The following is a 13,904-nucleotide window of genomic DNA, read 5'->3' on the forward strand; positions in this document are numbered from 1 at the left end:
GAACTGAGGTGATCGGCATGGTCCCTCGCCGCGTGATGCTGCACCAGCAGGGATACCGCCTGTTGCACCGGCGATGGGAGGGGTTGCCGCAGGAATGGACCAACATGATCCGGGCGGGCGGAACATCGGGGGATGGAGATGATCGGAGCGCTGCAATCGACGATGCTGGAGAAGCTTTATGCCGGGCGGCGTTCGCACGGCTGGTTTCTGCGGCTGATGCGGCGGTGGGACGGCGGGGAGATGCGCTCACCCATGCTGCGGCAGCTGATGCGCACGCGCGAGGGCGTGACGGTGGGGGATTATTCCTATGGCGCGATCCTGCAGCGCGGGGTGCTGCCGCGCGGTACAATGGTGGGGCGGTGGTGCTCGGTCGGGCAGGACCTGATCGTCCGGCGGCGGGATCACCCGATCGAGCGGGTGACGCAGCACCCCTTCTTCTACAATGCGAAGCTGAATCTCGTGCCGTGCGACACCATCCCGCGCGATGAGGAAAATCCGCTGGTGATCGGCAATGACGTCTGGATCGGCGACCGGGTCACGATCCTGAGCGGATGCCGACACATCGGCGATGGCGCGGTGCTGGCCGCCGGGGCGGTGATCACGCGCGACGTGCCGCCGTTCGCCATCATGGGCGGCGTGCCGGCGCGGCTGCTTCGGCCACGCTTCCCGGAGCCGGTCGCTCGACTGGTGGCGCAGTCGCGGTGGTGGGATTTCGACCTGGAGACGGTAGCGACGTGGCGGTCACTGCTGTTCCAGCCGCTCACCGAGCAAGATGCCGTGGCGCTTGTGGAACAATGCGAAGCGCTACGAGCTTCGCGGGCGCGGTGAGGATCAGGAATCCGCTATCGCGTGCGGCGGGACGGCGCGGTCCGAAATGGAGCGGGAGCGCGTTGGAGGTCTGAGTGATCGCGTCAGCGGGTGGGGCGAGCGCGTAGCGCCCGCCCCGGACGTGCTGATCAGCGCGTCTCCATCCGGAGGCCGATGCGGAACTGCCGGCCGAGCAGATCCGAATAGGTGCTGTTCGCGGCCAAGCCTGTTTCCGGAAGCAGCAGCGGCCAGCGATCGAACAGGTTGGTCACGTTGATGAAGAACTGGGCGTTGGCGTCCCCGAACGTCACCTTCTTCGTCAGGTTGAGATCGGCATAGAACAGGCCGGACACGTGATTGTCGTCATAGGTCGGCGCCTGCGTGGTCGAGAGCGGGCAACCGGTGGAGCATTCAACTCCGTTCGCGACATATTTGCCCGAGCTGATTCCACGACCGACAGCGGTGATCGAGAAGTCCGGAGCGTCATAGGTGGCGCTGAAGCGATAGATCCACTTGGGCGTGGTGGCCTGCCCGCCGTTCACCCCGACCGAGTTGGTGATCACCGCGCCCGGAACGCCGGTATCGAGGATGTTGTCGATGTAGCGAGTGGCAACGCCGCGCAACGTGAAATTGCCCGCAGCGTCGGCAAAGAAACGATCCAGCGGCACGCGGTACGACGCGTCGATGTCAACGCCGCGTACCGTCTGGCTGGCCGCGTTGAACGGCTGGCTACGAACCAGCTTGTACGGCTGCCCCGGAGTCGAGCGGTTCGGATCATCGGAGATGGCGGCGCAGAAATCCTGATTGCCGACATAGCACAGGTCAAAGATGCTCTGCGCGCTGAACGTGGTGATCCCGTCCTCGATATCGATGTCGAAATAGTCGACCGACAGGTTGAAGCCCGGCAGGAAACGTGGCGTCAGCACGACGCCGGCATTCCAGGAATCGGATTTCTCGACTCGCAGGCTGGTATTGCCGGTCACAAAGCCGGAATAGCCGAAGGTCGCCGGGCCATTGGCGCCATCGCTGGTGTAGGCAGGGTTGCGCACGGAATCGCTGTTCGCGGAGCCGCCCTGATACAGTTCGTTGAGGTTTGGCGCGCGAATGTCACGCGAGCGAGTGACGCGAACCCGGATATCGTCGATCGGCTGCCAGGTGGCGCCCGCCTTCCACGTGGTGACATAGCCGGCAGTCGAATAATCGGTCGCACGCACCGCGCCGTTGAACTCCAGCCCGAAACCGAGCGGCACCACGGTTTCGAGGAAAACCTCCTTCACATTGTAGCTGCCGTTGGTGGGCAGGTAGTTGCCGACCGACCAGACGTTGGTCGTGGTCGGTTGCCCCGCCGAGTTGGTCGACGAGATCGGCTGGAACTGGGTCGGCACGAAGCCGCGAATCTTCTCTTCGCGATATTCGGCACCGGTGGCGATGCTGACGTCGCCGGCCCAGGTGCGGAACGGCGTGACCGAAAGATTGAAGGCAGCGTTATACTGCTCGACCACTTCGTCGCGGTACGGATCACCCAGCACGTAGGCGATGGCCGCCGGGTTGGCGACGCCGATGCCGAGGCGGTTCAGCGGAACGCAGTTCGGATCATTGTTCGTCGCACTGGTATCGACGTTGACCAGGCACTGGATGGAGCCTGCGGCATAGCTGCTGCCGGCCGGCGCGAAGGCAGCGGCCGTGGCGTTGTTCATCCGATTAATGTTCATGATGTTGCGCAGTTGTTCGCGCAGGTCGGCGCGGCCGTATTGACCGTAGATGTTCCAGATTGCGTCCTTACCGAACACCTCCGCGGTACCCTCGGCGCCGATCGCATAGCGCTGCACCTCGCGCTTGTTGTCGACCGCGCGGAATGGCAGGTCCGCCGCCGTCGTGGCGAGGGTTACCCCGGTGACGCCGGTCAGCGCCGACGGGCCAAGGGCGTTGTAGAGGAAGGCGTTGCATGTCACCGGCACAGGCACGGTGGTGCAACCCGTGGCGTTCAGCCCGATCCCGGTCGAGAGGTTCGGCCCGGCGTTGAAGAACACCTGCTGCCAATTGTACGAGCCTTCCGCGAAGATCTCGATATCGTCGGCGATCTCATAGCTTGCGCGGGCAAAGACGCCGCGACGATCGTCCTCCGGATCAAGACCGATGCGACGACCGGAATCGTTCACCTGCCAGCTGCCACCCTGCGTCAGCGAAGGGGCGGCCGATCCGGTGGGCGACGGGAAGGTGAGAGCGCCATATTGATATTGGTTGATCGAGCCGTTGTAGCCGAAATAGGTGCCGCGCAGCTGGTTGGCGCGAACGCCCGTGGAGCCGGTGATGAGGCCGCCGGGCGTGGAGTTCGCCGCGCCGACCTGGCGGCGGATCAGATATTGCGGCGTGGTGCTGGTCGCCGTCCAGTTCGGATCCTGGATGCGGACATAGCCCGTGGCGTTCCAGTCGCGATCGACCTCGAAGATGCCATCGCGATGCGCCAGTTCCGCGTTGAGGAGCAGGTGGCCGCGACCCTCGCTGCCCCAGGAGAGGCCGCCGGTGACCGAGAAGGAGTAATTGGCGCCGTCGCCCTCGCCGGTGATGCCGCTGTCGATCGCGACCTTCAGCCCGGTATACTTCTTGTCGAGCACAAAGTTGACCACGCCGGCCACCGCATCCGACCCATAGGCGGACGATGCGCCGCCAGTGACGACCTCGACGCTCTTGATCAGCGCCTGCGGGATCGTGTTGACGTCGACAAGGCCAGTGACGGTCGAAGCGACCGAGCGGCGGCCGTCGAGGAGCACCAGCGTGCGCGTCTCGTTAAGGTTACGCAGGTTAAGCGCGTTGATGCCGGCCTGACCGCTGGACAGGTTCAGGCGCGAGTTGGACGGACGCGTGGAGCCAGCGAGCGCGGGCAATTGGTTCACGAAATCCGCGACGTTGTTCGACGGCGAGGAATTCTGGATTTCCTCCTGCGTCAGAACGGTGAGCGGGGTCGGCGCCTGGAAACCATCACGCACGATGCGCGTGCCGGTGACGACCACGTCGGGCCCGCTGCTGTCATCGCTGGTGCCGGGCGCCGGATCGCCGATCTGCGCCGTTGCGACACTCGACGGCTGCGTTTGTGCCGCTGCTGGTGCGGCGAGGCCGGCGGCCAGGGCAATCAGCCCCGTCGTGCCGAGCATTGCCCTGGACAAGAAAATATCACGCATGTGCCGTCCCCCGAAAGCCCTTGAAACTGAACCTACCTGCCCGCGTCATGCTGTTGTCGCAGATCGCCGTTACTCTGGAACGTGCCGGTATGGGCGGAAAGGCGTCAAGAGGCGATCAGCTTACGTTTGTTTGTTGATCCATAGATCGCGCATATGGGGCGAGCATTCCGAGCACCGCATAACCGCCTTCTATGAGGTGGGACGCGCTTGTCATGGACGCGCGGCCTGGGAGGGCGTTAGCCTGCGGCGGGACCCACGACGAAAGGATCGCAATGCTCGACCGGCGCCTGTTTCTGCTTGGCTCCGCGGCGACGGCGCTGGTGTCTGTCGCATGCCGCGGCCAGACCGCTCCCGCATCAGGCAGCGTCCAGGTTGAGGGGCTGTCCGCGCCGATCGAGATCATCGACGATCGCTGGGGCGTGCCGCACATCCGCGCGCAGACCAAGGCGGATGCGTTCTTCGGACAGGGTTACGTCGTCGCGCGTGACCGGCTGTTCCAGATCGACCTGGGGCACCGGCGCGAGCTGGGCCGGATGGCAGAGGCGTTCGGGCCCGATTTCGCCAAGCACGATGCGGTGGCGCGGCTGTTCCATTACCGCGGCAACCTGAATGCCGAACTAGCCCGCGTGCCGGATGAGGTGAGGGCGTGCGTTGCCGGCTATGTCGCCGGCATCAATGCGCGCATCGCCGAGGTCGAAAAAGATCCTGCGCTGCTGCCGCTTGAATATCGCATCCTGGGCGTGATGCCGCTGCGCTGGGACATACGCGACCTGGTCCGCGCGCGCGGCAGCGCGATCGGCAATGCGGATGACGAGATCCGCCGCGCCAAGCTCGCGTCGCTGGGGCTTTTGGAGCTGGACGCGGTAGTTGCGCCGCTGCGCCCGGCGTGGAAGCTGGAGGTGCCGGCCGGGCTTGACGTGTCCAAGGTGTCCGACACGGATCTTGGCGTGCTGCAGATCGGGCGACTGCCGTTCGGTCCCGATACCCCGACGCGCGATCCGGACGAGCAGCTCGACCGGTCTCAGGCGGGGTCCAACGCCTGGACGGTCGCCGGCAGCCGCACGGCGACGGGGCGACCGATCCTGGCCAACGACCCGCACCTTGGCATCGGCGGCTTCGGGCCGCGGCACGTGGCGCATCTGACCGCACCGGGGCTGGACGTGATCGGCGGCGGGGCGCCAGGCCTTGCCGGGATCATGCAGGGGCATACCGATCGCTTCGCCTTCGGGCGCACCAACTTTCACATCGATCAGCAGGATCTGTTCGTCCTGGAGCTCGATCCGAACGACCCGGAACGCTATCGCCACAATGGCGGGTGGAAGCGGTTCGCGCGGTTCGAGGACAGGATCGCGGTGAAAGGCGGGCCGGCGGAGACGGTCGTCCTGCGGCATGCCGAACAAGGACCGGTGGTGATGCACGATCCGGCGCGCGGTCGGGCAACGGTGATCGGGTCGATCGGAATGCAAGCCGGCGGATCGGGTTCGTTCGCCATGGTGGCGATCAACCTGTCGCGCGACTGGAACAGCTTAAAGGAAGCGTTCAAGCTGCATCCATCGCCCACCAACTTCCATTATGCCGATGTGGAGGGGAACCACGGCTGGCAAGTGATCGGCTTCGTGCCGCAGCGAAAGAAGGGTGACGGGCTGATGCCGGTGCCGGGCGACGGGCGGTACGACTGGACCGGCTATCGTGATTTCCGTGCGCTGCCGAGCGAGTATAATCCGGCAAAGGGCTGGTTCGCCTCTGCCAACCAGAACAATTTGCCGGCCGGCTGGCCGCGCGATCGCATTCCCGCGTTCTCGTTCCGCGATCCGTATCGATATGAGCGGGTGGCCGACGTGCTGGCATCGCAGCCGCGGCACTCGGTGGCGGACAGTGTGGCGCTGCAGTTCGATACGCTCTCCACGCCAGCGAAGCAGTTCCTGGCGCTGCTGCCGAAGCAGCCGTCCGCAGGTGCGGCGGCTGCGGTGCGCTTGCTCGCCGGCTGGGACGCGCGGCTCGACAAGGAGAGCGGGGCCGCGGCGCTGTACGAGATCGTGTGGCGGAACCTGAGCGAGCGGATGCTGGCGGCGATCGTCCCTGAGCGGGCGAGCGATCTGGTGGACGAGATCGCGCCATCCGAACTGCTGCGCCGTGCCGCGAGCCGGCCGGCGATGGTCGACGCGGCGCTGGCAAGCGGATGGAGCGAAGCGCAACGGCTGCTCGGCCCCGATCCGGCAAAGTGGCGCTGGGGCAAGCTCCACCAAGTGCGGATCGCGCATCCGCTGTCCAGCATTCCCGCAATCGCGGCGGCTTTCCCGGCGATCGAGGGCGAGGGATCGGGCGGCGACAGCTATACGGTCATGGCGCGGTGGCTGGGCGGGGGGCCAGGCTGGCGCACCGGCGGCGGCGCAAGCTATGTGCAGGTGATCGACGTGGGGGATTGGGACAAATCGGTGATGCTGAACTTGCCTGGGCAATCGAACGATCCACGCTCGCGGCATTATCGGGATCAATATGCGCCGTGGATCAAGGGCGAGATGCAGCCGATGACGTTCAGCCGCGCGGCGGTGGATGCGGCGGCGGCGACACGCGCCACGCTGATGCCGAAGGCGGGCGGACAGTGATGGGCGGGAATGCACGCTCCGGACTGGCGCTGGCTTCGCTCTTGGCGATCGGTGCAGCGGGTCAGCCGAAGGTGGATGTCGTGATCCGCGGCGGGACGATCTACACCGGCGCGGAGACACCGCCGATTACCGGTGACGTGGAGATCGCCGGAGATCGCATTGTCTATGTCGGCCCGACGCGCGGAACGGCTGCCGGGCAGATCGTGGAGGCGAAAGGGCAGATCGTCGCGCCTGGCTTCATCGACGCGCATACGCATCCGGACAGCTACATCCGGTCCGACGATCCGAAGATGCGGCTGAACCTGCCGTGGCTGGCGCAGGGTGTATCCACCATCGTGATCGGCGTCGATGGCTATGGCACGCCAGATGTGGGGAACGATGCGCGAAAGCTGGAGGCGAGCGGGATCGGCACCAATGTGGCGCCGTTCGTCGGCTTCGGCGGGATCCGGCAGCGCGTGCTGGGCAAGGCGGATCGGGCGCCGACGCCGCCCGAACTCGCCGAGGAGAAGCGGCTGGCGGCCAAGGCCATGTGCGAGGGCGCCTATGGCCTTTCCGCCGGGCTGTTCTATCCGCCGCAGAGCTTCGCCAAAACGGATGAGGTCGCGGCGGTGGCGGCTGAGGTGGGCAAGCGCGGCGGCATGTATGACAGCCACCAGCGCGACGAATCGAACTACAACATCGGCCTGATCGCCTCCACCAAGGAAGCGATCGAGATCGGCCGGCGAGCCGGGGCGCCGGTGCATTTCGCGCACCTGAAGGCGCTGGGCGTCGACCTGCATGGCAAGGCGCCCGAACTGATCCGCACGATCGAGGAAGCGCGCGCCGCCGGGCAGGAGGTGACGGCTGATCAATATCCCTGGCTCGCCTCAGGCTCGAGCGTCGATGCATCGCTGGTGCCGGGCTGGGCGGTGGATGGCGGCTATCAGGCGATGATCAAGCGGTTCGATACGCCCGAGACCATGGCGCGGATCAAGGCGGAAATGCGCGAGAATTTGCGGCGCAGGGGCGGGGCGGAGTCGCTGCTGCTGATCTCGCAAGGGCAGCCGTGGACCGGCAAGACGCTGGCGCAGATGGCGACGACGTGGCAGCTTGATCCGATCGACGCCGCGATCCGCATCCTGCGTGTCCCGAACGCAAAGGGCACCGATCCAGCGGGAGCGGGCGTCGCGAGCTTCAACATGGCAGAGCGCGATGTCGATCTGATCATGAAGCAGCCGTGGGTGGTCACGTCATCGGACGGGTCGAACGGCCATCCCCGGCAATATGCGACCTTTCCCAAGCTTTATCAGGACTATGTCTTGAAGCGGCCGGTGATCACCATGGCGCAGTTCATCCGCCGTTCGACCGGTGCGACGGCCGACATGTATCGGATCAAGGATCGGGGATATCTGAGGGCCGGGGCCTTTGCGGACGTGGTGGTGTTCGACCCGGCCGGCTATGCGCCGCGCGCCGATTTCGTCCGTCCGCGCGAGCCAAGCGCGGGTGTCACGGCATTGTTCGTCAACGGGCGGCTGGCGCTGAAGAACGGCGCCGTCACCGGAACGGCTGCGGGCCGCGCGCTGCTGCGTTCGCGGCCGGCGAATTGCGAGCAATAGCCTCGCGTTATAGGCACAGATGCGAGCGCGATTGGCAGGGTGCCGCAAGCGCCATCTATCGTCCTGCACCATGACCATTCCGGCTCCATACCTGCTGTACCTCGGCCATTCGGACGACGAATTCGGCCTGAAGACCTCGCGCGGTCTCGCCACGTTCCGACGCGAGGATTGCGTTGGCGAGTGGCGTCACGACGATTGCCCGTTCAGCTTCGATCTGCCGCGCATGGACGCGGCGGCGGGCGCAGCGGCGGGCGCGAAGACGCTGGTGCTGGGCATCGCCAATGCCGGGGGCCGCTTCCCCGAATGGATGATGGAGGACGCACTGGCGGCAATCGCGGCCGGGATGAACCTTGCCTGCGGGCTTCACCAGCGGCTGAAAGACGAGCCGCGGCTGGTCGCGGCGGCAAAGGCAGCGGGTGTCCAGCTGTTCGACGTGCGCGATCCTCGGCCGGACCTGCCGGTCGGCAATGGCAAAAAGCGTGCGGGCAAGCGTCTGCTGACGGTCGGCACCGATTGCTCGGTCGGCAAGATGTACACCACCTTGTGCCTGCGCGATGCGCTGCGCAGCCGCGGGATCACGGCGGATTTTCGCGCTACCGGGCAGACCGGCATCCTGATCGCGGGCGACGGCGTGCCGCTCGACGCGGTGGTGGCGGATTTCATCGCCGGCGCAATCGAGGATCTGGCGCCAGCACGCGAAGATGACGGCTGGGACCTGATCGAGGGACAGGGCTCGCTGTTCCATCCGGCCTTCGCGGGCGTTTCCACCGGGCTGCTTCATGGTGCGCAGGCGCAGGCACTGGTGATGTGCCATGACCCGACCCGCCCGCATATGCGTGGCCTGCCGCATTATCCGCTGGTCGATCTCGCCGAGTGCATCGAGGCAAACCTGCGCGTCGCACGGCTGACCAGTGCTTCGGTGCGCTTTGTCGGCATCGCGCTCAACACCGCGAAACTGGAGGAAGCGGAGGCGCGGCGCCTGCTGGCGGCGACCGCTGACGAACATGGCTTGCCCTGCACCGATCCGTTCCGTTTCGGTGCCGATCCGATCATCGATCATCTGCTGGACGGCAATGCTTCGCACGCTTGACGCCCGCCACGACGGCTTTCCGCTGCATACTCCGTTCCGCATCTCGCGCGGGGTGAAGACGGTTGCCGATGTCGTGACTGTCACGGTGCGGCAGGGCGATCACGCCGGCATGGGCGAGGGTGTTCCCTATCCGCGCTACGGCGAGACGGTTGAAGGCTCGCTTGCTGCAATCGAAAGCGTTCGCGAGCTGATCGAGGGCGGCGCATCGCGCGAGGAACTGGCGACAGCGATGCCGGCCGGCGCCGCACGCAACGCGGTGGATTGCGCGCTGTGGGATCTGGAAGCCAAGCTGGCCGGGACAAGTGTCGCCGCGCTCGCCATGCGCGCCGCGCCGCAGCCGCTTGCCTCCGCGATCACGATCGGCATCGACACGCCAGACGCAATGGCGCAGGTGGCCGCGCGTCACGCGTCGGTGCCGCTGCTGAAGGTCAAGGTGAACCGGGAAGAGGCGGAGGCGCAGCTTGCCGCCGTTCGCGCGGTCGCCCCCAAACCCCGGCTGATCGTCGACCCGAACGAAAGCTGGCGTGTTGAGGATGTCGCGCGCTGGCAGGACTTGCTGGTGCAGTATCGCGTGGATCTGCTGGAGCAGCCGGTGCCCGCCGACGATGACGCGGGCCTTGAGGGGCTGGGCAGCCGTATCCCGATCTGTGCCGACGAGGCGCTGCATACGCGAGCGGACCTGCCGCGGCTGCGCGGCCGATATGATTACGTCAACATCAAGCTCGACAAGACCGGTGGTCTGACCGAAGCCCTGGCGCTGGCCGACGCGGCGCTGGGGATGGGATTTGGTTTGATGGTGGGGTGCATGGTGTCTTCCTCGCTTGGCATCGCGCCGGCGATGCTGGTGGCGGAGCAGGCGTCGTTCGTTGATCTGGATGGCCCGCTGTGGCTGGCCGCTGATCGCGCGGGCGGGGTGCGGGACGAGGCTGGCTGGATGCAGCCGCCATCACCGGGCTTCTGGGGAACGCCGGCGTGACCATCCTGCGTGGATGGTTCGCGATAACTTTGTGGAAGCGGGTGGTAGCCGGGCTGGTGCTCGGCGCGCTTCTCGGCGCGCTGTCGCCCGAAGCCGCGCCGGCGGTGAAGATCGTTGGCGACTTGTTCGTCCGGCTGATCAAGATGCTGGTTGTGCCGGTGGTGCTGATTACCATCGCTGCAGGGATCGCCGGGCTGGGCGATCCGCGCCGGCTCGGCCCGATCGGCGGGCGTACCATCGGGCTGTTCGCCCTGACGACGCTGATCGCGGTGTCGCTGGGCATGGGCGTGGGATTGCTGGTGCGGCCGGGCGAAGGCATCGCCCTAGCCGGGGTGGCGCCGCACGTGCTGGGCGCGGCCGTGTCTCCGAGCGACCAGCTGCTTTCGATCGTGCCGGCCAACATCATCGAGGCGCTGGCCAAAGGCGACATGCTGGCGATCATCTTCACCGCCATTCTGCTGGGCATCGGCAGCGTGCTGGCGGGCGAGGCTGGCAAGCCAGTCGTGGCGCTGCTCCAAGGGCTTGCGGCGGTGTTGCTGCACATCGTGCGGATCGTGATGGAGGTGACGCCATTCGGTGTGTTCGCCCTCATCGCCAATGCGGTGGCCGCAAACGGGGCGGCGGTGTTCGTCAACGTCGGATGGCTGGCGCTCTGCGTGATTGTCGCCTCACTGGCGCAGATGCTGGTGGTGCATGCCGGGCTGATCACGCTGATCGCGCGCTTGCCGGTCGTCCGCTTCTTTCGCGGCATCGTGGACGCGCTGGCGATCGCCTTTTCCACCGCATCCTCGTCCGCCACGCTGCCGGTGGCGCTGCGGGTGGCGCAGGACAATCTTGGCGTGGCGCGTCCGGTTGCCTCCACCGTGCTGCCGCTCGGAGCGGCGATCGGCAAGGATGGCACAGCGATGTATGTCGGGCTGCTCGGCCAGTTCGCGCTGCAGGCGCTCGGCATCATCCCCGATGCGCAGATGCTGATCGTGATGCTGGCGACCGGCGCACTGGCGGCGTTCGGCACCGCGCCCGTGCCTTCCGCGTCGCTCTTCATGCTGGCGGCGATGCTTTCCGCGGTCGGGGTCGCGCCCGAGCAGACGGCGCTGGTGGTCGGGCTGGTGTTGCCGTTCGATCGCCTGCTCGACATGACACGGACCGTGCCATCCGCCTCCGCCAACCTGACCGTGGCGACGCTGGTGGCGCACGCAGAAGGGGCGCTGGACGAGGCGCGGTTCCGCGGGCGGGTGGCCGAGTGAGGATCAGGGCGCTAGGAAAACGGCCGTGAACCTGCGCCATATCGAAATCTTCCACGCCGTTTACGTCAACGGCTCCGTGTCCGCCGCGGCCCGCGCGCTCAACGTGTCGCAGCCGTCGGTGTCGAAAACCCTTCGCCATGCCGAGACCTTGCTGGGGTTCGATCTGTTCCAGCGCATCGGCGGACGGCTGGTGCCGACGGAGGACGCGCACAATCTGTTCGCCGACGTGGCGGAGATCCAGGAGCGGGTGCGCGCGCTGCGCGAGGCCGGGCGCAACATGCGGACAGGCGGGGGCGGGCGGCTGCGTATTTCCGCCTTGCCGAGCCTGGCCCTGGGTGCCCTGCCTGCGGCGGTGTCGCGCTTTCTCGAGCGTCATCCCGACGTTCACTTCGATCTTCAGACCGTTCACCACGACGATCTGCTCCGCAAGCTCTACGAACGCGAGACGGACATCGCCATCGCCAGCGAACCGCCGCACGGCGCCGCGCTGAGCAACACCTGGCTCGGCGAGGGGGAACTCGTCGTCCTGTATCGCGAGGCGGAAATGCCGGACGCTCCGGCGCGGGTGGAGTTGTCGGAGCTCAGCAATCGTCGCTTCATCTCGCTGGCGGGCAGCGGGCCGATCGGCACGCTGTTGACGGATGAGCTGGATCGGCTGGGCATCGCGGTGGACGAGGCGGTGGTCGCGCGGACCTTCTACATCGCCGCCGCGCTGGTGCGCGCAGGGGTGGGCATCACGGTGGTGGACAGTTTCACGGCGGAGGCGTGGCTTTCCCCAGGGCTAGCCATGCGGCCGCTGAAGCCTTCGCTGACGTTCGACGTGCACGCCATTCATCTGCTGGACCGGCCGCCATCGGCGCTGGCGAGCGAGTTTCTGGCGGTCCTTCGAGAGGAGATCGATACCGAATGATGCTGATCCTGCTGCCGTTGCTGGCCGCCGCCGGAGCGGATGTATCTGCCTCCCCCGCGCCGGCCGTGCCACCCGCCGTAAGCGAAGCACTGGCGGGAGCCGCAACGGGCACGCGGATCGGCCTGTTGGTGGTGGACGAAAGCGGGCGCGAGGTGGTGGCGATCCGGCCGGACGACCGCTTCGTGCCGGCATCGAACACGAAGCTGTTCACGACCGCAACGGCGTTCGCCATGCTGGAGACTGCCGGACCCGATACGGCCGGCGGGACGAGCGTGCGGCTGGAACAGCGCGGGACCGTTCGCGACGTGGTGCTGGTCGGCGCCGGGGACGCGCGGCTGTCGAGCGCGGCGGATTGCACCAGTGACTGCCTTGCCGCCCTGGCCGAGGCCGTCGCGCGGGAGGCACGGACGGTGGGCGACGTGGTCGGTGACGACACGCTGTTCCCGGACGAGCGCTGGCCGGCGGGCATGAGCTGGAACAACATGGTCGGCCGCTACGGTACGGCGGTTTCTGCGCTGACGTTGGATGACAATGAAGTGGCCCTGACGCTCCGTCCCGGTCGCGCCGGGGCGGCGCCGGACGTGTCGGGAAATGGATATTATCAGGTCGACAATCGCGTGGTGACCGTCCCGGCGGGCGGCAAGCGCGCGATCGGATATATGCGCGAGCCGGGCAGCGATCTGGTGCGACTGACCGGGACTATCCCGGCCGATGCCGAACCCTATCCGGTGCGGCTGGGCGTGGACGATCCAGCGCATCGTGCGGCCTGGCGCTTCGCCGAGATGTTGCGTGCCGCGGGCGTGCGCGTAACCGGCAAGATAGGTGTTCGCCACCGCCCGATCATGCCGGCGGATGATCCCAAAGTGCGCGGGAACGCGCCGGCCGCGCGGCCGCCGGCTGTTCCGGCGCTGGCACGGCTGACCCCGCCGCCGCTCGCCCAGGATCTCGTCCATACCAACAAGGTCAGCCAGAACCTGCATACCGAATTGCTGCTGCGGCGGGTGGGCGCGGTGACGGGAAGCGGGTCGGTGGCCGATGGCCATGCCGCCATGGATGACGTGCTGTCACGCGCGGGCATTGCGCGCTGGCAATATGACTTTGGCGATGGGTCCGGCATGTCGAACTACAATCGCGTGACCCCGCGAGCCAGCGTCGCGCTGTTGCGGTGGGGCGCGGAGCAGCCGTGGGGCGCGGCATGGCGCGGGACGCTGCCGATCGCGGGCAAGGACGGGACACTGGCGAACCGGTTCAAGAATACGCCGCTGGAAGGGCGGCTGTTCGCCAAGACCGGGACGCTGAACGCATCCAATGCGCTGGCCGGATATCTCACCACCGCGAGCGGCCGTACCTTTACCTTCGCGGCCTATGCGAACGACATGCCGGGTGACGTGAGCGCGACGGCGGCGATCGATGCCGCTCTGGTGGCGGTGGCTGCGGCGAACTGACTTTCATCCAGCGTCGCTCCGAGTTGGGTCGGGCGACGCACGTGGATGC

At 66.8% G+C, this 13,904-nt stretch carries 9 protein-coding genes; 8 read left to right on the top strand and 1 reads right to left on the bottom strand.

Annotated features, from left to right (window positions below):
• The first annotated feature begins 132 nt into the window (after positions 1 to 132).
• Positions 133 to 828 (top strand): CatB-related O-acetyltransferase, encoded by a 696-nt coding sequence (locus tag BMX36_RS02220; protein WP_093063537.1) that lies wholly within the window; start codon positions 133 to 135, stop codon positions 826 to 828.
• Between the two features lie 128 nt (positions 829 to 956).
• Here BMX36_RS02220 and BMX36_RS02225 read toward each other — a convergent pair whose 3' ends face one another.
• The gene (locus BMX36_RS02225; RefSeq protein ID WP_256210621.1) at positions 957 to 3,986 is read right to left on the bottom strand and encodes a TonB-dependent receptor plug domain-containing protein; all 3,030 of its coding nucleotides are present in this window, start codon (positions 3,984 to 3,986) and stop codon (positions 957 to 959) included.
• Between the two features lie 272 nt (positions 3,987 to 4,258).
• Between BMX36_RS02225 and BMX36_RS02230 the strand changes: the two genes are divergently transcribed.
• The 7 genes from BMX36_RS02230 (at position 4,259) to dacB (ending at position 13,855) form a co-directional block, all read left to right on the top strand.
• Positions 4,259 to 6,592, top strand: coding sequence for a penicillin acylase family protein (locus BMX36_RS02230; RefSeq protein ID WP_093063539.1), 2,334 nt, complete (start codon positions 4,259 to 4,261; stop codon positions 6,590 to 6,592).
• Positions 6,592 to 8,187, top strand: a complete 1,596-nt coding sequence (locus BMX36_RS02235; RefSeq protein WP_093065147.1) for an N-acyl-D-amino-acid deacylase family protein — start codon at positions 6,592 to 6,594, stop codon at positions 8,185 to 8,187. The genes BMX36_RS02230 and BMX36_RS02235 overlap by 1 nt, the downstream gene beginning before the upstream one ends.
• Positions 8,188 to 8,257: 70 nt before the next feature.
• Positions 8,258 to 9,277, top strand: a complete 1,020-nt coding sequence (gene dgcN / locus BMX36_RS02240; RefSeq protein ID WP_093063540.1) for an N-acetyltransferase DgcN — start codon at positions 8,258 to 8,260, stop codon at positions 9,275 to 9,277.
• Positions 9,261 to 10,253, top strand: a complete 993-nt coding sequence (gene dgcA / locus BMX36_RS02245; protein WP_093063541.1) for an N-acetyl-D-Glu racemase DgcA — start codon at positions 9,261 to 9,263, stop codon at positions 10,251 to 10,253. The genes dgcN and dgcA overlap by 17 nt, the downstream gene beginning before the upstream one ends.
• Positions 10,250 to 11,500, top strand: coding sequence for a dicarboxylate/amino acid:cation symporter (locus tag BMX36_RS02250; protein WP_093063542.1), 1,251 nt, complete (start codon positions 10,250 to 10,252; stop codon positions 11,498 to 11,500). Before dgcA ends, BMX36_RS02250 begins: the two co-directional genes overlap by 4 nt.
• 25 nt (positions 11,501 to 11,525) lie before the next feature.
• Positions 11,526 to 12,410 carry a LysR family transcriptional regulator gene (locus tag BMX36_RS02255; protein ID WP_093063543.1) on the top strand — a complete coding sequence of 295 codons (885 nt, stop codon included), beginning with the start codon at positions 11,526 to 11,528 and terminating at the stop codon, positions 12,408 to 12,410.
• On the top strand, positions 12,407 to 13,855 hold the full coding sequence (dacB, locus tag BMX36_RS02260) for a D-alanyl-D-alanine carboxypeptidase/D-alanyl-D-alanine endopeptidase (protein WP_256210622.1): 1,449 nt from the start codon (positions 12,407 to 12,409) through the stop codon (positions 13,853 to 13,855). The genes BMX36_RS02255 and dacB overlap by 4 nt, the downstream gene beginning before the upstream one ends.
• Positions 13,856 to 13,904 lie beyond the last annotated feature (49 nt).

Source organism: Sphingomonas sp. OV641, from assembly GCF_900109205.1.
Taxonomy (GTDB): domain Bacteria; phylum Pseudomonadota; class Alphaproteobacteria; order Sphingomonadales; family Sphingomonadaceae; genus Sphingomonas.